This window comes from Leifsonia sp. 10L418, assembly GCF_056395445.1.
Genome location: NZ_JBFTJN010000003.1, coordinates 120,967 through 140,120, shown reverse-complemented (window position 1 = coordinate 140,120; position 19,154 = coordinate 120,967). Strand labels below are relative to the sequence as shown.

15 protein-coding genes and 2 tRNA genes are annotated in these 19,154 nt (G+C 65.4%); 11 read left to right on the top strand and 6 right to left on the bottom strand.

Annotation, left to right across the window (positions count from 1 at the left end):
* Positions 1-51 precede the first annotated feature (51 nt).
* Positions 52-1,377: an MFS transporter gene (locus AC1DCF_RS08580; RefSeq protein WP_477210640.1), complete on the bottom strand. Its 1,326-nt coding sequence runs from the start codon at positions 1,375-1,377 to the stop codon at positions 52-54.
* 101 nt (positions 1,378-1,478) lie between these two features.
* Between AC1DCF_RS08580 and AC1DCF_RS08575 the strand changes: the two genes are divergently transcribed.
* Together AC1DCF_RS08575 and AC1DCF_RS08570 are read left to right on the top strand one after the other, a co-directional pair.
* Positions 1,479-1,832, top strand: a complete 354-nt coding sequence (locus tag AC1DCF_RS08575; protein ID WP_477210639.1) for an MmcQ/YjbR family DNA-binding protein — start codon at positions 1,479-1,481, stop codon at positions 1,830-1,832.
* 115 nt (positions 1,833-1,947) lie between these two features.
* Positions 1,948-3,324, top strand: a complete 1,377-nt coding sequence (locus AC1DCF_RS08570; RefSeq protein WP_477210638.1) for an NAD(P)-binding protein — start codon at positions 1,948-1,950, stop codon at positions 3,322-3,324.
* Positions 3,325-3,717: 393 nt separating this feature from the next.
* On the opposite strand, the gene AC1DCF_RS08565 is transcribed toward AC1DCF_RS08570, so the two are convergent.
* A tRNA-Gly gene (locus AC1DCF_RS08565) sits at positions 3,718-3,791 on the bottom strand.
* A 199-nt stretch (positions 3,792-3,990) separates the two neighbouring features.
* Between AC1DCF_RS08565 and AC1DCF_RS08560 the strand changes: the two genes are divergently transcribed.
* The 6 genes from AC1DCF_RS08560 (at position 3,991) to AC1DCF_RS08535 (ending at position 9,811) form a co-directional block, all read left to right on the top strand.
* Positions 3,991-4,067: transfer RNA gene (locus AC1DCF_RS08560), tRNA-Pro, on the top strand.
* A gap of 39 nt (positions 4,068-4,106) precedes the next feature.
* Complete coding sequence (gene tig / locus AC1DCF_RS08555; protein WP_477210637.1) at positions 4,107-5,510, top strand: trigger factor; 1,404 nt, start codon at positions 4,107-4,109, stop codon at positions 5,508-5,510.
* A gap of 211 nt (positions 5,511-5,721) precedes the next feature.
* Complete coding sequence (locus tag AC1DCF_RS08550; protein ID WP_345062255.1) at positions 5,722-6,321, top strand: ATP-dependent Clp protease proteolytic subunit; 600 nt, start codon at positions 5,722-5,724, stop codon at positions 6,319-6,321.
* 18 nt (positions 6,322-6,339) lie between these two features.
* A complete protein-coding gene (locus AC1DCF_RS08545; protein ID WP_441792263.1) occupies positions 6,340-7,038 on the top strand; it encodes an ATP-dependent Clp protease proteolytic subunit in 699 nt (232 codons plus the stop codon).
* A gap of 145 nt (positions 7,039-7,183) precedes the next feature.
* Positions 7,184-8,464, top strand: a complete 1,281-nt coding sequence (gene clpX / locus AC1DCF_RS08540) for an ATP-dependent Clp protease ATP-binding subunit ClpX (protein WP_477210636.1) — start codon at positions 7,184-7,186, stop codon at positions 8,462-8,464.
* A 78-nt stretch (positions 8,465-8,542) separates the two neighbouring features.
* The gene (locus tag AC1DCF_RS08535) at positions 8,543-9,811 is read left to right on the top strand and encodes a benzoate/H(+) symporter BenE family transporter (RefSeq protein WP_477210635.1); all 1,269 of its coding nucleotides are present in this window, start codon (positions 8,543-8,545) and stop codon (positions 9,809-9,811) included.
* On the opposite strand, the gene AC1DCF_RS08530 is transcribed toward AC1DCF_RS08535, so the two are convergent.
* Positions 9,808-11,853 (bottom strand): M3 family metallopeptidase, encoded by a 2,046-nt coding sequence (locus AC1DCF_RS08530; protein ID WP_477210634.1) that lies wholly within the window; start codon positions 11,851-11,853, stop codon positions 9,808-9,810. The two genes, AC1DCF_RS08535 and AC1DCF_RS08530, sit on opposite strands and share 4 nt — an antisense overlap.
* A 55-nt stretch (positions 11,854-11,908) precedes the next feature.
* Between AC1DCF_RS08530 and AC1DCF_RS08525 the strand changes: the two genes are divergently transcribed.
* The 3 genes from AC1DCF_RS08525 (at position 11,909) to AC1DCF_RS08515 (ending at position 15,549) form a co-directional block, all read left to right on the top strand.
* Positions 11,909-12,757 carry a class I SAM-dependent methyltransferase gene (locus AC1DCF_RS08525; RefSeq protein ID WP_477210633.1) on the top strand — a complete coding sequence of 283 codons (849 nt, stop codon included), beginning with the start codon at positions 11,909-11,911 and terminating at the stop codon, positions 12,755-12,757.
* Between the two features lie 85 nt (positions 12,758-12,842).
* Positions 12,843-14,318 carry a class I adenylate-forming enzyme family protein gene (locus AC1DCF_RS08520; protein WP_477210632.1) on the top strand — a complete coding sequence of 492 codons (1,476 nt, stop codon included), beginning with the start codon at positions 12,843-12,845 and terminating at the stop codon, positions 14,316-14,318.
* Positions 14,302-15,549 carry a thiolase family protein gene (locus AC1DCF_RS08515; RefSeq protein WP_477210631.1) on the top strand — a complete coding sequence of 416 codons (1,248 nt, stop codon included), beginning with the start codon at positions 14,302-14,304 and terminating at the stop codon, positions 15,547-15,549. The genes AC1DCF_RS08520 and AC1DCF_RS08515 overlap by 17 nt, the downstream gene beginning before the upstream one ends.
* A gap of 62 nt (positions 15,550-15,611) precedes the next feature.
* On the opposite strand, the gene AC1DCF_RS08510 is transcribed toward AC1DCF_RS08515, so the two are convergent.
* Genes AC1DCF_RS08510 through valS form a run of 3 tightly spaced genes read right to left on the bottom strand, consistent with a single transcriptional unit; the run spans position 15,612 to position 18,965 of the window.
* Positions 15,612-15,878 (bottom strand): hypothetical protein, encoded by a 267-nt coding sequence (locus AC1DCF_RS08510; protein WP_441792271.1) that lies wholly within the window; start codon positions 15,876-15,878, stop codon positions 15,612-15,614.
* Between the two features lie 2 nt (positions 15,879-15,880).
* Positions 15,881-16,327 (bottom strand): GNAT family N-acetyltransferase, encoded by a 447-nt coding sequence (locus AC1DCF_RS08505; RefSeq protein ID WP_441792272.1) that lies wholly within the window; start codon positions 16,325-16,327, stop codon positions 15,881-15,883.
* A 10-nt stretch (positions 16,328-16,337) separates the two neighbouring features.
* Positions 16,338-18,965, bottom strand: a complete 2,628-nt coding sequence (valS, locus tag AC1DCF_RS08500) for a valine--tRNA ligase (RefSeq protein WP_477210630.1) — start codon at positions 18,963-18,965, stop codon at positions 16,338-16,340.
* Between the last annotated feature and the right edge of the window lie 189 nt (positions 18,966-19,154).

Sequence of the window (19,154 nt, the reverse complement as noted above, 5' to 3'; positions counted from 1 at the left end):
CTGCTCCGGGATGCGTCATCGCGACACGGTGCCGGCGTGGCCCGCGCGCGACTACGGGCGCGGGTCGAGCGCGTCGTAGTGCCGGAAGGTGCGCTGCGCACGCACCAGAACCGAGACCAGCACGATGATCGCGAGGCCGCCGACAAGTGGAGGCAGCCAGAGGGCGCCAAGGACGGCGACCGCTCCGACATAGATGTCGCCGAGGCGCGGACCACCCGTGACGACCACCGTGAACACGCCTTGCAGCCGCCCACGCATGCTGTCGGGAACCGCGGTTTGCAGCATCGTCATCCGGAAGATGGAACTGATGTTGTCGGCCCCGCCGGCACCGGCCAACAGAACGGCGGCGATGACGATCGCGGGCACGTTGGCCCTCTCGATCGACGGTCCGACCGGGCCGAACCATCCGGTCGCCAGCACGGCCAACAGCAGCCCGAACCCGAGGATGAAGGCGCCGTAGGCGATGATGGCGCGGGAGATGGCCTGGCCCTGCATGCGAACGTGACCGAGGCGTCCAGAGAGGATGCTGGTGGCCAGCGCCCCGATCGCCCCTGCCGCGATCAGGATGCCGACGGTGATCGCGCCGCCGCCGAGCACGAGCGCGCCGACGGCGGGAAACAGCACGCGGGGCTGGCCGAAGGTCATGGCGATGATGTCGACGATGAATGACATCCGCACGTTCGGCGCGGTCTGGAGGAACCGGAATCCGGACACGAGCGAGGCGAGGCCCGGCTTGTCGACGTCGCCTTCCGGGGCCAGGCGGGGGAGTGCGAGGATGCCGAGGAACGAGGCGACGAAGAGGATGGCGTCGATCGTGTAGGTCCAGCCGAACCCGACGGTGGCCACGAGCACCCCGGCCAGCGCCGGGCCGACGGTGACCATCACCCCGACGCTGATGCCGCCAAGCGCCGACGCCGCCGGCAGCAGGTGTGTCGGAAGGATGCGCGGGATCACCGCGAAACGCACGGTGCCGATCACCGTCGCGGCCACCGCGTTCACCGTCGTGAGCAGATAGAACGGCCAGACCGTTTCGATGCCCAGCCAGGCCAGTGACGCGAGGGCGATAGTCGAACCCCAGGCGATCACCGAACCCCAGATCAGGATGAGCCGTCGGTCGAACGCATCGGCGAGCATCCCGCCGTAGAGACCGGCGAAGATCATCGGGATCAGCGCGAACGCGCCCACCAGGGCGACGGCCATCGTGGACTCGGTCAACGCGTAGATGTGCAGACCGACCGCGACGACGGTCATTTGGGCACCGATGCCGGATATGGCGCCGCCCGCCCAGAGCCGGGCGAACGCGGGACTCTCACGCAGCGGACTGATGTCGACGAGCAGCCCGCGGCGTGCTTGTTCGCGGGTCGGGTTCGTGGTCACCGTTTCGAGTATGCCATTCGGCTGCGCTCGGGCCGACGCCGGCGTGGTCGCACTCTGCGCCGCTGACGACCGGTGCCCCGCGCGATAGTCTGGCGAGCGAGATGAATCCAGACGAATTGACCGCCTTCCTGCTCGACCTGAACGGCGCCGAGGAAACCTACCCGTTCGGGCCAGAGGCCCGCGTGTTCAAGGTCGCCGGGAAGGTCTTTTCGATTGACGCACCGGATGCTCCCCACCCGAGGATCACGCTCAAGGCGTTGCCGGAGAACGTGCCGCGGCTGATCAAGAGTGTGGATGGCATCTACCCCGGCTATCACATGAACAAGAAGCACTGGGTGACGGTGAGCCTCGATGGCACCGTGCCCGACGACCATGTGCGTGAGCTCATCGCCGAGTCGCACGCGATCATTGTCGCGTCGCTGCCGAAGAGCATCCGGTTGGGTCTCGAGGGCTGACGTCGCTGCCGCTTCAAGAACCCTCGGCGCGGCGACGAACACACATGTCAGGGCCTTGTCGGCCGGACCTGGATGGGTCCTGGTGCCGCAGTTGCCGCGGTGATTGAATTGCGCCATGACGCGCAGCCTGCAGGCTGACTACCTCGTCGTCGGCGCCGGTGCCTCCGGTATGGCGTTCACTGACGCGCTGATCGATCACGCCGACGTTCGCGTGGCCGTGGTCGACCGACGTCACAGCGCCGGTGGGCACTGGTTGGACGCATATCCCTTCGTCCGTCTGCACCAGGCCTCCGCCTTCTACGGTGTCGCGTCGACGCCCCTGGGCGGCAGGGTGCAGGCGCATGGGCCGGAGGCCGGCCTGCACGAGCGGGCTAACGTCTCAGAGATCTGCGCCTACTACAGTCACATCCTGGGTGACCGGATGCTGGAATCCGGCAGTGTCGAGTTCTTTGCCAACTGCGAGTACGACTCGGCAGGTCAGATCGTCTCGCGCATCTCGGGTGAGCGGATCGACGTGTCGCCGCGCTGCCGGATCGTGGACGCGCGGTACCTCGCGCCCGATATTCCCGCGACCACGCCGCCCCCGTTCGACGTTGCGACCGACGCCCGGGTGATTGCGGTCAATGACCTTGCCCGTCTCAGCGAGGCGCCAGGGCAATACGTGATCGTGGGGTCTGGCAAGACCGCGACCGACGCCTGCATCTGGCTCCTGTCGCATGGTGTGGATGCCGCAGCGATCTGCTGGGTGAGACCGCGCGAGCCGTGGATGCTCAACCGGGCGGTAGTGCAGCCGGATCCTGCCGTAGTCCTCGGCATGGCTGCCGACACCATGGAAGCGGCAGCGGCCGCGACATCATTGGCGGAGCTGTTCCTCAGGCTGGAAGATGCCGGCATCATGCTTCGCATCGACCGGACGGTGATGCCGACGATGGCGAGGACGCCGACGCTGGCCGGCTGGGAGCTCGAGCAGCTGCGCACGATTGAGCACGTTGTGCGCCTGGGGCACGTGCGGCGGGTGGAGCGCGGGCGTATCACCCTGGAATACGGGGAGACAGCGATCGCGAGGGACGCGCTCGTCGTGCACTGCGCGGCGTCCGGTCTGAAGACTCCGCCACGCGTACCGATCTGGAGCCCGTCAACGATTACTCTCCAGCCGATCCGAGCCGGGTTTCCGTGCTTCGGAGCAGCTCTCGCCGGATACGTGGAAGCGACTCGTCGGGACGAAGAAGAGAAGAATCGGTTGTGCCCACCGACCCCGTACGGGAACTCGCTGGCCGGATGGGCGAACATGACACTCTTGGGCGCCCGCGCCACGCAGTCGTTCGGAGCCGAACCCGACATCAAGGTTTGGGCTGACGGCGTCGCGCTCAACCCGGCGCGGGTGCCGCCCGAGTACATGCGATCTGCAGAGCTGGAGAACACTCTGAGCCGTCTGCAGGCGGGGCTTCCCGATGGGCTTGCACGGCTTGCTGAGCTCAGCCAATCAGGCTGAGAGTGTTCAGTCCTCGGACGAACTCGCCGGCCGGATGCCATCGCGTGAGGGGGCGCACATCGACCTTCGTGGCGCCAACGAAGGTCGATATGCGACCCCTCACGGCTGGTGCTCCGGGCACTTGGTGCGAAACCGCCCCGGAAGCGGGGTGGTCGCATTCTTTCTGGGCCAGGGCGTCGTGCTTATCGTGCTGTTCTACTCGGAACTGGGCGTGGCTTGCCCCGATTGTGTCAATAGCCGGCAGCGTCGCAGCCTGCTTGTACTTTGTGTCGACGTTTCACGCGGCCCCACCCGAATTCGGGGGCTGAAGCGGGGAAGGGACGGGACGACGCAACCGTTAAACGAGTAAGACCCCCAACCGGCCCTTCGGGGCGATTGGGGGTCTTATTTATGTGGAGGGGATGACGAGAATCGAACTCGCATCATCTGTTTGGAAGACAGAGGCTTTACCACTAAGCTACATCCCCGCGACCCGGTAGAACCGGGCACTCAAATTATCGTAGTACACGTTCGGGGGTAGTTCGTGCCACGTCCTGCGTCCCGCGTGTGTCGCATCCCGTGCACCCCGGCACCTGCAACAGTGCAGTAGACTGACCGAGGTCAATCCGCACGGCACGTGAATTACTGCGCGTCTGTGGGTGGCTCAATCGGGTTGAGATGGCGATCCGGGGCGTAGCTCAGCTTGGTAGAGCGCTCGGTTTGGGACCGAGAGGTCGCAGGTTCGAATCCTGTCGCCCCGACCATCACCCCAGTACATCGTTCAGATACAGGAGAGTCCCCACGTGAAGTCCACGGTCGAACAGCTGAGCCCCACGCGCGCCAAGCTCACCATTTCGGTGACGCCCGAGGAGCTGAAGCCCAGCATCACCCACGCCTACAGCCACATGGCTGAGAGCATCAACATTCCCGGTTTCCGTAAGGGCAAGGTCCCGCCGGCAATGATTGACCAGCGCATCGGCAAGTCCGCTGTGCTTGAGCACGCTGTCAACGAGGGCCTCGACGGTTTCTACCGCGCTGCTGTCACCGAGAACAAGCTGCGCCCCCTGGGCCGCCCGCAGGCTGACATCGTCACCTGGCCGAGCGACAAAGACTTCTCCGGCGATCTGGAACTGGCCATTGAGGTCGACGTTCGTCCCGAGATCGAGCTGCCGAAGTACGACGGCCTGAAGATCGAAGTTGACGCCGTTGAGGTGTCCGACGAAGAGGTCGCCGAAGAACTCGACACCCTGCGTGCTCGTTTCGGCACCCTGATCACCGTTGACCGCCCGGCCAAGACCGGCGACTTCGCCCAGATCGACCTCGTCGCATCCATCAAGGGTGTTGAGGTCGACACAGCCAGCGGTATCTCCTACGAGGTCGGCTCCGGCGACTTGATCGACGGCATCGACGAGGCGCTCGACTCCCTCACCGCCGGCGAGACCACCACCTTCAACTCCAACCTGATGGGTGGAGACCACGAGGGCGAGACCGCTGAGATCACCGTCACCGTCAACGCCGTCAAGGAGCGCGAGCTTCCGGCCGCCGACGACGACTTCGCTCAGATCTCCAGCGAGTTCGACACCATCGCCGAGCTGACCGAGAGCCTCAAGACCCAGGTCGAGCGCTCGAAGGTCTTCGGCCAGGGCAGCCAGGCCCGCGACAAGATGGTTGAGCAGCTGCTCGCCAAGGTCGAGGTCCCGATCCCCGCCGCAATCATCGAAGACGAGGTGCACCGTCACCTCGAGGGCGAGAACCGCCTCGAAGACGCTGAGCACCGCGCCGAGGTCACCGAGTCCAGCGAGAAGACCTTCCGTCAGCAGATCCTGCTCGACACCATCGCTGAGGCAGAAAAGGTGCAGGTCAGCCAGGACGAGCTCACCCAGTACCTGATCCAGGGCGCCAGCCAGTACGGCATGGACCCGAGCGAGTTCGTTCAGGCCCTGTCCAGCAACGGCCAGATCCCGTCGATGGTTGCCGAAGTTGCTCGCAACAAGGCTCTCGCCATCGCACTCGGCAAGGCAACCGTCGTTGACACCAACGGCAAGAAGGTTGACCTCTCCGAGTTCACCGCCGTCGCCGACGCTCCGGCCGAAGACGCTGCCGACGCAGCTGCTGAGGCTCCCGCCGAAGACGCTGCCGAAGAGGTAGTCGTCGAAGCGAAGCCGAAGAAGAAGGCTGCAGCCAAGAAGGCTCCCGCAGCGGAGTAAGTTCCCACGCGTGTCGCACGCGTAGTTTCGCACAGAGCGAACGAGGGCCGGATGTCACAGACATCCGGCCCTTTCGCTGTCTTCGGGGCCTTCAGCGAGGCGAGTTTCCGCCGAATCGGGCCCTGGCAATCTGCCGAGGGCGAACAGAGCAGTTTGTGTGCGTTAGCTCCTATAGATTCAATTCGAAGCGATAACTGAAACGGAGCTTGACATGGCCGAACAGACACCCACACCCGGTGTTTTTGACCGACTGCTGAAGGACCGCATCATCTGGCTCGGCTCAGAGGTCCGTGACGACAACTCGAACGAGATCTGCGCGAAGATCTTGCTCCTTGCCGCAGAAGACTCGGAACGCGACATCTTCCTGTACATCAACTCGCCCGGTGGCTCGATCACCGCAGGCATGGCCATCTACGACACGATGCGTTTCGTGCCGAACGACATCGTCACGGTCGGCATCGGCCTGGCCGCCTCGATGGGCCAGTTCCTGCTGTCCTCCGGCACGAAGGGCAAGCGTTACATCACGCCGAACGCCCGCGTGCTGCTGCACCAGCCCTCCGGTGGCTTCGGCGGAACCGCCGCGGACATCCAGACTCAGGCCAAGGTCATCCTTGACATGAAGAAGCGGATGGCTGAACTGACGGCAGAGCAGACCGGCAAGAGTGTCGAGCAGGTTCTGATCGACAACGACCGCGACAACTGGTTCACCGCACAGGAAGCCCTTGAGTACGGCTTCGTCGACCACCTGCGCGAATTCGCGTCCGAGGTTGTCGGCGGCGGCGGAACCGACGATTCAGCGAACAAGAAGTAGGGACGGGCAGCAATCACCATGGAATTCACCAACTTCACGCAGCAGTCCGGCGTCGGTCAGTTCGGCGCGGGGCAAGCCGGCGGCCTGGCTCGCCCGGCTGAAGCCCGCTACATTCTGCCGACCTTCGAAGAGCGCACCGCATACGGCTACAAGCGTCAAGACCCGTACGCCAAGCTGTTCGAAGACCGCATCATCTTCCTCGGCGTGCAGATCGACGACGCCTCGGCCGATGACGTCATGGCCCAGCTTCTCGTTCTCGAGAGCCAGGACCCGGACCGCGACATCGTCATGTACATCAACTCACCCGGTGGCTCCTTCACCGCGATGACGGCCATCTACGACACCATGCAGTACATCCGTCCGCACGTGCAGACGGTCTGCCTCGGCCAGGCGGCCTCGGCTGCTGCCGTGCTGCTCGCCGGTGGAACGCCCGGCAAGCGCCTCGCGCTGCCGAACGCCCGCATCCTGATCCACCAGCCCTCGGCCGGTAGCCAGGGCGGCGGACAGGCTTCGGACATCGAGATCCAGGCCGCCGAGATTCAGCGCATGCGCACGTGGTTGGAAGAGACGATCTCCCACCACTCCAACCGCACTGCTGAGCAGGTGCACAAGGACATCGACCGCGACAAGATCCTCGGCGCCGCTGAGGCCCTCGAGTACGGCCTGATCGACCAGGTGCTGACCAGCCGCAAGAACGTTCCTGCGCTCGTCAAGTAAGTCAGTTCGATGAGCACGATTCGGCGTGTCGCCTCAGGGCGGCGCGCCGTTTCGTTTTTGTGTGCCGGTGCGCGCAAGTGTCGGGGCCACAGGATAGGCTCGTTTCAACAGCACCCACGATTGACCCGATGAAGGAGGCTGACAGATGGCCCGTATAGGCGAAAGCGCCGATCTGCTGAAGTGTTCCTTCTGCGGAAAGAGCCAGAAGCAGGTTCAGCAGCTCATTGCGGGCCCCGGCGTCTACATCTGTGACGAGTGCGTCGAGCTCTGCAACGAGATCATCGAAGAGCGTCTGGCCGAAGCGGGTGCCGAAGAGGCAACCGGCGAATTCGAGTTGCCGAAGCCCAAAGAGATCTACGGATTCCTTGAGGAATACGTCATCGGCCAAGAAGCTGCCAAGCGCGCTCTCGCCGTGGCCGTCTACAACCACTACAAGCGCGTGCGTGCACGCAGCACGCTCACTGCGGCAGAAGCCCTCCACGACGACGTCGAGATCGCCAAGTCGAACATCCTGCTGATCGGTCCGACCGGATGCGGCAAGACCTACCTCGCCCAGACGTTGGCCAAGCGCTTGAACGTTCCGTTCGCCGTGGCCGATGCGACCGCTCTGACTGAAGCCGGCTATGTCGGCGAAGACGTCGAGAACATTCTGCTGAAGCTGATCCAGGCCGCCGACTATGACGTCAAGCGTGCCGAGACCGGCATCATTTACATCGACGAGATCGACAAGATCGCCCGCAAGGCCGAGAACCCGTCAATCACCCGCGATGTGTCGGGGGAGGGCGTGCAGCAGGCGCTGCTGAAGATTCTCGAGGGCACCGTCGCCTCGGTTCCGCCGCAGGGCGGGCGCAAGCATCCGCACCAGGAGTTCATCCAAATCGACACAACGAACGTGCTGTTCATCGTGGCCGGTGCGTTCGCGGGTCTCGATGACATCATCTCGTCACGGGCCGGCAAGAAGGGCATCGGTTTCGGCGCCCCACTGCACAGCAAGGGCGACGACGTCAACCTCTTCAGCGAGGTGCTGCCCGAAGACCTGCACAAGTTCGGGCTGATCCCCGAGTTCATCGGTCGTCTCCCCGTCGTCACCACCGTCACGCAGCTGGACCAGGCGGCGCTGATGCAAATCTTGACTGTGCCGAAGAATGCGCTCGTTCGGCAGTATCAGCGCATGTTCGAACTCGACGGCGTCGAACTCGAGTTTGAGCAGCCCGCGCTCGAGGCGATTGCCGACCTGGCCGTGCTGCGCAAGACCGGTGCCCGTGGCCTCCGCGCCATCATGGAAGAGGTGCTCGGCCCGATCATGTTCGAGGTGCCGTCCAGCACCGAGGTCGCCCGCGTCGTCGTGACCCGTGAAGCGGTTCTCGACAATGCGGCGCCCACGATCGTGCCGCACAAGATCCACCGCGAAGAGAAGTCGGCCTAAGCCGCGCTGCTCGGCGTTGCGCATCGGTTCTCGGGCCGATGCGCTTTAGTCTGATGCCCTGACCGCGGTCGCTCAGACGTGCGCACCTGTGCCGGCGTGTGGCGCCGCGGCCTTCTTTTCGAGAAAGGGCGGCTCACCATCATCCAGCCAGTCTTCGCCGGAATCGTCGCGGCGATCACCGGGTTCGCGAGCTCCTTCGTGCTGGTGATCGCCGGCCTTCACGCGGTCGGCGCAAACGACGCTCAGGCCGCCTCCGGACTACTGGTGCTCTGCCTGCTCGTCGGAGTGATCTGCATCATCCTGCCCTGGTACTTCAAGGTGCCGATCTCGTTCGCCTGGTCGACACCGGGCGCGGCCCTGCTCGTTGCGGCCGGCAGCACGACAGACAACTTCGGGGCGGCGGTCGGAGCGTTTCTCGTCTGCGGCATTCTGATCGTGCTCACCGGGCTCTGGCCGGCACTGGGCCGGGCGATCACCCGCATCCCCAAGCCGATCGCCAGTGCGATGCTGGCGGGCATCCTCTTCCCGATCTGCCTTGCCCCGGTGACCGCTGCCGTCGAACAGCCGGCGCTCGCGCTTCCGGTGATCGCCGTCTGGCTGATCCTGCTTCGGTTCGCACCGCGCTGGGCAGTCCCTGCCGCGATGGTCGTGGCAGCGATCGGAATCGCGTTGACGGCGGGAACGGCTTGGCTGACCTCGCCGGCGTCCCAGCCGGCGTTGATCTTCACCGCTCCGGTGTTCGACCCGTTGGTCATCGTCAGCCTCGGTTTGCCACTGTTCATCGTGACAATGGCCGGCCAGAACGTTCCGGGCTTCGTCGTTCTGTCTACCTTCGGCTACCGCCCGGCGCCACAGCCGATTCTGATCGGTTCCGGAATCGCGACCGCCGCCGGGGCCGTGTTCGGTGGGCACGCGATCAATCTCGCCGCGATCACCGCTGCCCTGATGGCGAGCCCGGAGTCGCATCCCGACAAATCGAAGCGCTGGGTCGCCACCGTGACCTCCGGCATCGTTTATCTGGTGCTGGGTCTCGCCGCCGGATTCGCCGCGGCGCTCGTTGCGGCGTCGCCCCCCATCCTGATCGTCGCGGTCGCCGGTTTAGCCCTGCTCGGCGCCCTCGTGACCAGCCTGACCGGCGCACTCGACGACCCGCACCACCGCATCACCGCCATCGCCGTCTTCCTGGTGACGGCCTCTGGCATCGCGCTTCTCGGCATCGGCTCCGCCTTCTGGGGGCTCGTCGTCGGCGGGATCGTGATGCTCTGGTTGAACGTCGGACGCCCCCGGCCCGACCTGCATCCCGGCCAGCCTCCTGCGGACGACGAACCCGTCCAGAGACCGAGCTAGTTCAGGCCGCGACGGTCGAGTAGCGGCTGGATGTCGGCCTCCCGGCCCGCGAAATCACGGTAGGCCTGCAACGGGTCGCGTGAGCCCCCGACGCCGAGCAACCGGTGCCGGAACCGGTCGCCGTTTGCCCGGGTGAGCCCACCGTTCTCGGTGAACCAGGCCACGGCGTCCGCGTCGAGCACCTCGCTCCAAATGTAGGAGTAGTAGCCGGCGTCGTAGCCTCCGGCAAAGGTGTGAGCGAAGTAGGTGCTCGAGTACCGGGTGGGGACGACCGGATTGTCGAGGCCGACCTCCGCGAGGGCCGAAGCCTCGAATGCCGCGACATCCGAAACCTCTGCATCGGCGTCGATGCGGTGCCAGGCCTGGTCAAGCAGCGCCGCAGCGAGGTACTCACTGGTCGCAAAGCCCTCGTTGAAAGTGGTCGAGGCGTCGAGGCTGTCGATGATCTGCCGGGGGAGCGGCTCGCCGGTCTGATAGTGAGTGGCGTAGTTCGCGAGCACCTCCGGCCAGAGCATCCACATCTCGTTGACCTGACTCGGAAACTCGACGAAGTCACGGTGCACGTTGGTGCCGGCGAACTTCGGGTAGGTCACCTGCGCGAACAGGCCATGCAGCGCGTGGCCGAACTCATGAAAGAGCGTGTTCACTTCATCGAAACTGAGCAGGGTCGGCTCGCCGGCGCCCGGTTTCGGCACGTTCATCGAATTGGTCACGATCGCGGGCGTCTGCAGCAGATGGCTCTGCGACACGAGGGAACTCATCCAGGCGCCGCCGCGCTTGGAGTCACGCGTATAGAGATCGGCGATATACAGGCCGAGCGGGGTGCCATCGTCATTGCTGACCTCGAAGACGCGGGCCTCCGCATGCCAACCGACCAGGTCAGGGCGCTCCACAAACGTGATTCCGTAGAGCAGGGTTGCGGCGTAGAAGACGCCGTCACGAAGCACCCTCTCCAGCTCGAAGTACTCACGCATCGCTGCGGTGTCGATGTCGAAGTTGGCCAACCGCACCTTCTCGGCGTAGAAAGCCCAGTCCCATGCGCGGAGTTCGAACGACTCACCCGCGTCGTCGACGTGCGCCTGAAGCGTGGCTTGCTCGGCGCGGGCGTTGCGCCGAGCGGCGGGGGCGAGACGCTCCAACATCGCGGCCACGGCCTCAGGGGTCTTGGCCGTCTCGTCAGCAGTGACCGAAGCCGCATGTGTGGCGAAACCGAGCAGGCGGGCACGCTCGGCACGCAACCGAGTGATCTCGAGAACCAGTTCACGATTGTCGTGAGGGCCGCCACGGATGCCTCGTTCCCGGGATGCGGTCAGCACACGTTCGCGCACAGCCCGGTTCGTGAGAGCCGCCAAGGCCGGCTGGGAAGTCGGAAGCACCAAGGTGAGCAAGTAGCCGCTCGTCAGACCGCGTTCCTGTGCCGCGGCTGCAGCCGCAGAGACTTCGCCGGCGGTAAGTCCATCGAGCTCACTGACCTCCTCGACCCAGACGGCCAACTCGTTGGTGTCGGCCAGCAGGTTCTTCTCGAACTGGGTGGTCAGCGACGAAAGACGCTGGTTGTAGTCGCGCAGCGCGGCCTTGTTGTCGTCGGAGAGGCCCGCCCCGGCCAGGGTGAACTCAATGTGATACCGCTCGACGAGTCGGCGGGACTCGGCATCCAGACCCAGTTCGTCGCGCTGATCGTGCACGGCGGCGATCCGGGCATAGAGCTCGGGGTTCAGCGTGATCGCATCACGGTGGGCGGCCAGTAGCGGGGCGAATGTTTCGTCAATCGCTTGGATGGCGGGGTTCGAGTCGTTCGATGTTTTGGTCCCGAAGGCCACGAGCGCTCGCATCAACGTGCGCCCGCTCCGCTCCAGCGGGATCAGTGTGTTCAGAAAGCTGGCCGGCGCGGGATCGGCCAGGAGTGTCGCGATCTCGGCGAGCTGTTCGCGCATCCCCGCTTCAAGGGCCGGGGCGTAATGTTCATCGCTGATTTCGGCGAACGGCGGCAGCTGAAACGGCAATGTGCTCTGAACGAGGAGGGGATTCACGAAGTCGGCCATGTCACCAGACTAGTTATCACTTCAGAGAACCGGCCGGAGGTTCTAGGCTCACTGCATGACCGACGCACCAGAGCACGCGGAAACTGCACCCCGTGATGAGCCCCGAGATGAGTACATGCACGGTCATCACCCGAGTGTGCTGCGATCTCACGCCTGGCGCACAGTGCAGAACTCAGCAAGCTACCTCATCCCGCATCTGGGGCTCGGTCAGAGTGTTCTCGACGTCGGCTCAGGCCCGGGAACCATCACCGTCGACCTCGCTCGACGGGTGGCGCCCGGTCAGGTGATCGGGGTGGATGCCTCAGCCGAGATCGTTGATCAGGCGCGGGCGCTCGCCCACGACGAGGGCGTTCACAATGTGAGCTTTCAGGTCGGCGACGTCTCTGAGCTCGACTTTCCCGACAACTCGTTTGACGTGGTGCACGCGCATCAGCTGTTGCAGCACCTCGTCAACCCGGTGGAGGCGCTGAAGGAACTGCGCCGAGTGCTGAAGCCCGGCGGCGTGCTGGGTGTTCGTGAGGTCGACTACGGCGGGGTGACCTGGTACCCGCAGCTGCCCGGCCTGGCGATATGGATGACCGTGTACCGAGAAGTTCACTACTGGAACGGCGGCGACCCCGACGCGGGGCGTGCGCTGAAGGCCTGGGCACGATTGGCCGGGTTCGAGTCGGTCACGGCCAGCGCGTCGATCTGGTGCTTTGCCTCAGACGCCGAGCGCGAATGGTGGGGTTTGTCCTGGGCCGAACGCGCCACGGAGTCGAACTTCGCCAGCCACGCGATTGAGTCGGGAGCGGCAGATCTCGCCAGCCTGAAGGCCATTGCCGAGGCCTGGCGCACCTGGTCGAGCGACCCCGACGGTTGGCTCGGGATACCGCACGGCGAGATCATCGCCCGCAAGAAATAGTGGTTGGCCCGAATTCTGACAGCGTCGACGGCCGCCGCGTCTCCACAGGCGCACCCGAAGTTCGCGCCGGTAGGCTGGCCTGCTGATGCCATTTCTTGACCAACTCCAGCGCTGGGCCGACCTGCGCCCGGACGATTCGGCCGTCGAAGTCGACGGCCACCGGCTGAGTTTTCGCCAGCTGCGTGATGCGGCGACAGCCCAGCTCGCCGCAGGAGACACACGCGAGGGCGTCACTGCCCTGGCGCTCCCGAACGGAACAGAGTTCGTGGTGCAGTTTGCTGCTGCTGTGGCCGGCGATTCGAGCTGCGCGGTGCTCGACCCTGGTCTGCCGGGTTCGGTGCGGGAGACGATCGACCAACGGCTGAGCCAGGTTGCGACGGCCGGTGGTTCGGCAGTCGGCACCCCGACGGTGACGAGCCAGACGCCTCCTACGCTCCGAGACGGCTCCGGCGATTCGGTCTTTCTCTACGGATTCACGTCGGGCACCACCAGCGTGCCCAAGGCATTCACCCGCACCCGGCGATCGTGGCAGCTGTCGTTCGAGGCGAGCGCTGCGTATTTCGGGCTCTCCGCCGCCGACCGTACCCTGGCCCCAGGTCCGTTTTCCTCCAGCCTCACTCTCTATGCGCTCTGTGAGTCGCTCTTCGTCGGCGCGGCGTTCATCGCATTGCCTCGCTTCGACGTCGGTGCAGCCCTCACCTGCTTGCGCGAGGGCGGGATCACGCGGCTCGTCGCCGTGCCGTCGGCGTTGCAGCTGATTGCCGAGCGGGACGAGAACGGCCCGGCCGGATCGGATCTCCGGAGCATCGTCAGCGCCGGCTCCAAGCTGACCGGTGACACTCTCGAGTTGTTGCGCCGGTGGGCGCCGAACGCGACCATCTTCGAGTATTTCGGTGCAGCCGAACTCGGCTTCGTGACCGCGGTGGTGCACGGCCCGGCGTCGCTGCCTGAAACCATCGACAGTCGGGATGTCGGCGACCACGGCTCCGCCGACCAGGCGACTGCGGTCGGCATGGCCTTTCCGGGTGTCGAGGTGCAGATTCACGACGACGAGGGCGCTGAGCTGCGCGCGGGCGAGATCGGGAACATCGTGGTCAGGAGCCCGCTGGTCAGCGACGGCTATGCCTGGGGCGATGACGGAGCGGCATTCCGGCGTCGGGGAGACTGGTGCACCGTCGGCGACCTCGGTTCGCTCGACCACCACCGGGTGCTGCACTTTCTGGGTCGCCGAGCCGACATGGTCACGACCGGCGGGCACAACGTCTACCCGCACGAAGTCGAGGCCGTGCTGCAGGCCGTCCCCGGAGTGCACGCCGCACTTGTCACCGGCCTGCCGGACCTGCGGCGTGGGCACCGACTCGTCGCCGGCATCCGGGTGGACGACGACGGCGCCGACGTTGCTCTGCTGCGCGCCGAATGCCAAGCGGCACTGGCCGTGCCCAAACGGCCGCGAAACTACTACGCCCTCACCGAACTGCCGCTCACCGCATCGGGCAAACCCAGCCGAAAACTGTTCGCCCGTTGGATTCAGGATCGAGACCCCCGTGTCATACCCCTCTAGCCGTCACCGTTCCGTCACCGAGCAGCAGGACCCGCGGCGGATTCCCGTGGTCGTGCTCGGCCGGCGCACCCCGTTCGGACGCACTCAGGGTCTGTTCCGACAGCTGAGCGCCGCCGAACTCCTGACGCCGGTGCTCGTGGAACTGACTGCAGAGATCGCTGAGCGCGACGCCCAGAGGGGGAGAAGCGCCGTTGCCGGAGACGTGAACCCGGCGCGCATCGACGACGTCATCATCGGCAACGCCGTCGGTGGCGGCGGCAACGTGGCCCGCTTCGCCGCACTCGACGCCGGCCTGGGCGTCACCGTGCCCGGGCTCACGATCGACCGGCAGTGCGGCTCCGGCCTGCAAGCCATCATGCTGGCCTGCCGAATGGTGGCTGCCGGAGCCGGCACCCGATATCTCGCCGGGGGCGTCGAGAGTTGCAGTACCGCACCGCTGCGCGCGCATCGGCTGAGCTCTGAACCGGGCCGCCCCGACTTCTTCGACCGTCCGGCCTTCTCGCCTCCGTCGCTCGGCGACCCGGACATGGGTGTGGCCGCGGAGAACGTCGCCACCCGGTACGGCATCGACCGGGACCGGCAAGACGCCTTCGCGTTACGGAGCCATCGGCTGGCCGTGGCAGCGACGGATGCCGGCGACTTCGCCGACGAGATCGTGCCCGTCACGACAACGGCCGGCGATGTGGGCGCCGATGAAGGTCCGCGCCGTCGCCTCAGCGCGCAACTGCTCAGCCGGTTTCCGGGAGCGTTTCGCCCGGGCGGCACGGTCACGGCCGGCAATTCGTGTGCAGACGCCGATGGCGCGGTGGCGGTGCTGGTCACCAGCCTGGCTGACGCGCAGGAATCCGGGTGGAGCACCATCCTGCGCTTTGTCGATGACGTCGCGCTCGGCTCCGACCCCACATTGCTGGGCATCGCCGGCGGCGAGGCGGCACGCCTGCTTCTCGACCGCCACGGTCTGCAGGGTGACGCCCTCGGCCGAGTCGAGTTCAATGAGGCTTTCGCCTCCCAGGTTCTGGCCTCACTCGATCTGATCGGTGTGTCAGAGAACGAAGCCAACCGGCAGGGTGGTGCGCTCGCGTTCGGTCACCCGTTCGGCGCATCCGGAGCGATGCTCGTGCTGCGTTTGTTGCAGCAGCATCGCTCCGGTGGCGCGGGCGCGGGCCTCGACCTGGCTGCGATCAGCGTCGCCGGCGGAATCGGGCTGGCGTCGCTGTGGAATGCGGAGTAGTGCGGACGATCTAGTGCTGATCAGCTCGTGCTGACGAGTCGGCTCGCGCGAGGGGAATCGCGCTAGACCCAGTCCTCTTCGTCGTCGGCCGGACCCATCGGCTGCGTGATCGTGGCGCTGTCTTCGCTCGGGTTGTAGCGAATCACCGTGCCGTCATCGAGCTCGATGACCGGCTTGCTTTCAAGCCAGGTCAACGTCCAGCGCCAGGTGCTGACGTCGTCGCCGATTGCCTTCAACTCTTCTTCGACCGCCTGCACGGCGATTTCAACCACATGCGGCAGTCCGGACGGGACCGGGTCGCCGATCGGCCAGCGTGTTCCCAACTGCATGGCTAGATCGTGATTTCGTAGGTGACCCACGACGTGCGGGTTCCCATGTCGTCGTAGAGGCGCTGAGCGCTCTCATTGTCGGCTGCGGTGATCAGCTGGATGCTGCTGAGCTTGTGCTCGGCCGCGTAGCCGCGCACGAAGTCGATCAAAGCGCGACCGACACCGGCGCCGCGGGCGTTATCCGCGACGAAGAGGTCGTCCAGGAACAGGCCGGTCGTGGCGCTCAGCGTTTCGGGTACCTTCCGAAAATGGGCCAACCCGACGAACGTGCCGTCGTCGTCCACCGCGACTGCTCCTTCGAGCTCGTGGTTCTTGTCGATGATCCAGCTCCACACTTGCAGAGCCTTCTCATCGGTCAGCTCGCTCTTGTAGAACTCGCTGTAGCCCTCGAAAAGACCCAGCCACGAAAAGAAGTCCTTGTCGCCCAGCGCTCGTACCTGTACTGACATCCGGTTTCCCCTAACTTTCTGACACCGTGACGAGCACGATATCTGTAACAGCCAACTCGACGCCAGCAACAAACGACAATTCGTTGATTCTGCCCACAGCCTGAAGATCGGCGGCGGCCAGCTGCAGCAGCGCAATGTCGTCGGCCGGCCCGCTGATGAGAGCGGAATCGACGGCAGCTTTCTGAGACGCCTTGGCGTCGGTCTTCGCCCGGCGGATGTTGGTCAGCGCGCGGCTGGCCAGGTCGAGGAGCGCGGCATTGCCACTCGTCGCACCGGTCTGAAGTTCGCTGGCGAGCGGCCAGGAGGCGAGGTGCACCGAGTCGTCATTCGACCAGGACCAAGCTTCTTCGGTCGCAAAGGGAACGAACGGGGCGAACAAGCGCAGAAGCGTCGACAGTGCGGTGCGCAGCGCAGCGACAGCCGAAGCCTGTGCGTCGCCGCTCTCGCCGTAGGCGCGCTCCTTGACCAACTCGAGGTAGTCGTCGCAGAAGGTCCAGAAGAAGCTCTCGGTGGTCTCCAGCGCGCGGGCGTGGTCGAAGTTGTCGAAGGCGGCGGTGGCCGTCTCGACAACGGCGGCCAGGTTGGCCAGCATGCTCGCATCGATCGGCTCGGTGATGGGGGCATCGGCTGAGCCCTCGAAACCGAGGATGAACTTCGACGCGTTCAAGATCTTGATCGCCAGGCGACGGCCGATCTTGATCTGCGTCGGGTTCTGCGGGTCGAACGCGGCGTCGGTGCCGAGGCGAGACGACGCGGCCCAGTAACGCACCGCATCCGAACCGTGCTGCTCAAGCATTCCAGCCGGGGTGACGACGTTGCCCTTCGACTTCGACATCTTCTTGCGGTCCGGGTCGACGATGAAGCCCGACAGAGCGGCGTGCTTCCACGGCGAGGTGCCGTGCTCCAGCTCGGCACGCAGCAGGGTGGAGAACAACCAGGTGCGGATGATGTCCTGGCCCTGCGGACGCAGCGAGTAGGGGTACACGAGGTCGAACAGCTCGGGGTCGCGCTCCCAGCCGCCGGCCAGCTGCGGGGTGAGCGACGAGGTCGCCCAGGTGTCCATCACGTCGACTTCGCCGCGGAAACCGCCGGCGACGCCGCGCTGGTCTTCGGTGTAGCCGGGAGCGGTGTCGCTCGACGGGTCGACCGGCAGCATCTCGCGGGTCGCGACGATCGGCTCGTCGAAGACCGGGTTGCCGTCGGTGTCGAGCGGGTACCAGACGGGCAGCGGCACACCGAAGAAACGCTGGCGGGAGATCAGCCAGTCACCGGTGAGGCCGTTGACCCAGTTCTCATAGCGCACGCGCATGAAGTCGGGGTGCCATTCGAGGTCGTTACCGTGCTCGAGCAGGCGAGCGCGCAGTGCCTCGTCCTTGGCGCCGTTACGGATGTACCACTGGCGGGTTGAAACGATCTCGAGGGGCTTGTCGCCCTTTTCGAAGAACTTGACCGGGTGCACGATCGAGCGCGGCTCGCCGATCAGGTCGCCGCTGGCCTTCAGCAGATCGACGACGGCGGCTTTGGCCGAGAAGACGGTCTTTCCGGCAAGCTGCTCATAGGCGGCGATTCCGGTCTCTGAGGTGATGACGTCGGGCGCTTCGGTGATGATGCGGCCGTCGAAGCCCATGATTGCGCGGTTCGGCAGGTCGAGCTCGCGCCACCAGACGACGTCGGTCACGTCGCCGAAGGTGCAGATCATCGCGATTCCGCTGCCCTTGTCTTTCTGGGCGAGGTGGTGCGCGAGGATCGGAACCTCAACATCGAAGAGCGGGGTGCGCACGGTCGTGCCGAAGAGCGGCTTGTAACGCTCGTCGTCGGGGTGTGCGACGAGGGCGACACAGGCAGGCAGGAGTTCGGGACGCGTGGTCTCGATCTCGATGGTGCCGCCGTCGGTCTTCTCAAAGGCAACGCGGTAGTAGGAGGCCGGCTGCTCTTTATCTTCGAGCTCGGCCTGGGCGACGGCGGTGCGGAAGGTGACATCCCACAGCGTCGGGGCCATGGCCTGGTAGGCCTCGCCGCGCTCGACGTTGCCGAGGAACGCGAGCTGCGAGGTGAACAGGGCCTCGTGACCGATGGTGCGGTAGGTCTGGGTCCAGTCGACGCTCAGGCCGAGCGTGCGCCAGAGTTCTTCGAACTGCTTCTCATCTTCTTTGGTGAGGCGGTCGCAGAGTTCAATGAAGTTGCGGCGGCTGATCGGCTTCTGATCGGCGGCCTTGATGCTCTTGCCGTCTCCGCCTTCGTGCGGAGGAACGAACTCGGCGTCGTAGGGCAGCGACGGGTCGCAGCGCACGCCGTAGTAGTTCTGCACCCGGCGTTCGGTGGGCAGGCCGTTGTCGTCCCAGCCCATCGGGTAGAACACGTTCAGGCCGCGCATGCGCTGGAAGCGGGCGACGACATCCGTGTGGGTGTACGAGAACACGTGGCCGATGTGCAGCGAACCGGATGCGGTGGGCGGCGGAGTGTCGATGGAGAAGACGGCGCCGGTACCAACGGTGGTCGAGCCTGTCGAGCCCGCGCGGGCGGCAAGCGCTGCCTCACGGTTGAACCGGTAGGTTCCCTGGCCTTCCCAGGCGGATTCCCATTTGGCTTCCAACCCTTCGAGGGCGGGCTTTTCGGGGACGCGGTCGGCGGCACTCATAGTTCTCCGGTTCGTTATGTACGGCACCGTGTCGATGGTGAGGTGCCTCAAGTTTCTACTGTTAAACCTACCGGTCGCGCGCTGGCACGCGAAGTTGGCCGACCAGCAAACCAGCGAACTCGCCCGGAATTCCGCGGGCACGACATATTTCGACACACAGCAGCGCGCCTGATGGCAGGCGGTTGGGGC

Bases quoted from the DNA above. Each gene is read 5' to 3' on its own strand.
- AC1DCF_RS08575 (WP_477210639.1), top strand. From the start codon at position 1,479: ATGAATCCAGACGAATTGACCGCCTTCCTGCTCGACCTGAACGGCGCC.
- AC1DCF_RS08570 (WP_477210638.1), top strand. From the start codon at position 1,948: ATGACGCGCAGCCTGCAGGCTGACTACCTCGTCGTCGGCGCCGGTGCC.
- AC1DCF_RS08550 (WP_345062255.1), top strand. From the start codon at position 5,722: ATGGCCGAACAGACACCCACACCCGGTGTTTTTGACCGACTGCTGAAG.
- AC1DCF_RS08545 (WP_441792263.1), top strand. From the start codon at position 6,340: ATGGAATTCACCAACTTCACGCAGCAGTCCGGCGTCGGTCAGTTCGGC.
- clpX (WP_477210636.1), top strand. From the start codon at position 7,184: ATGGCCCGTATAGGCGAAAGCGCCGATCTGCTGAAGTGTTCCTTCTGC.
- AC1DCF_RS08530 (WP_477210634.1), bottom strand. From the start codon at position 11,853: ATGGCCGACTTCGTGAATCCCCTCCTCGTTCAGAGCACATTGCCGTTT.
- AC1DCF_RS08525 (WP_477210633.1), top strand. From the start codon at position 11,909: ATGACCGACGCACCAGAGCACGCGGAAACTGCACCCCGTGATGAGCCC.
- AC1DCF_RS08520 (WP_477210632.1), top strand. From the start codon at position 12,843: ATGCCATTTCTTGACCAACTCCAGCGCTGGGCCGACCTGCGCCCGGAC.
- AC1DCF_RS08510 (WP_441792271.1), bottom strand. From the start codon at position 15,878: ATGCAGTTGGGAACACGCTGGCCGATCGGCGACCCGGTCCCGTCCGGA.
- AC1DCF_RS08505 (WP_441792272.1), bottom strand. From the start codon at position 16,327: ATGTCAGTACAGGTACGAGCGCTGGGCGACAAGGACTTCTTTTCGTGG.
- valS (WP_477210630.1), bottom strand. From the start codon at position 18,965: ATGAGTGCCGCCGACCGCGTCCCCGAAAAGCCCGCCCTCGAAGGGTTG.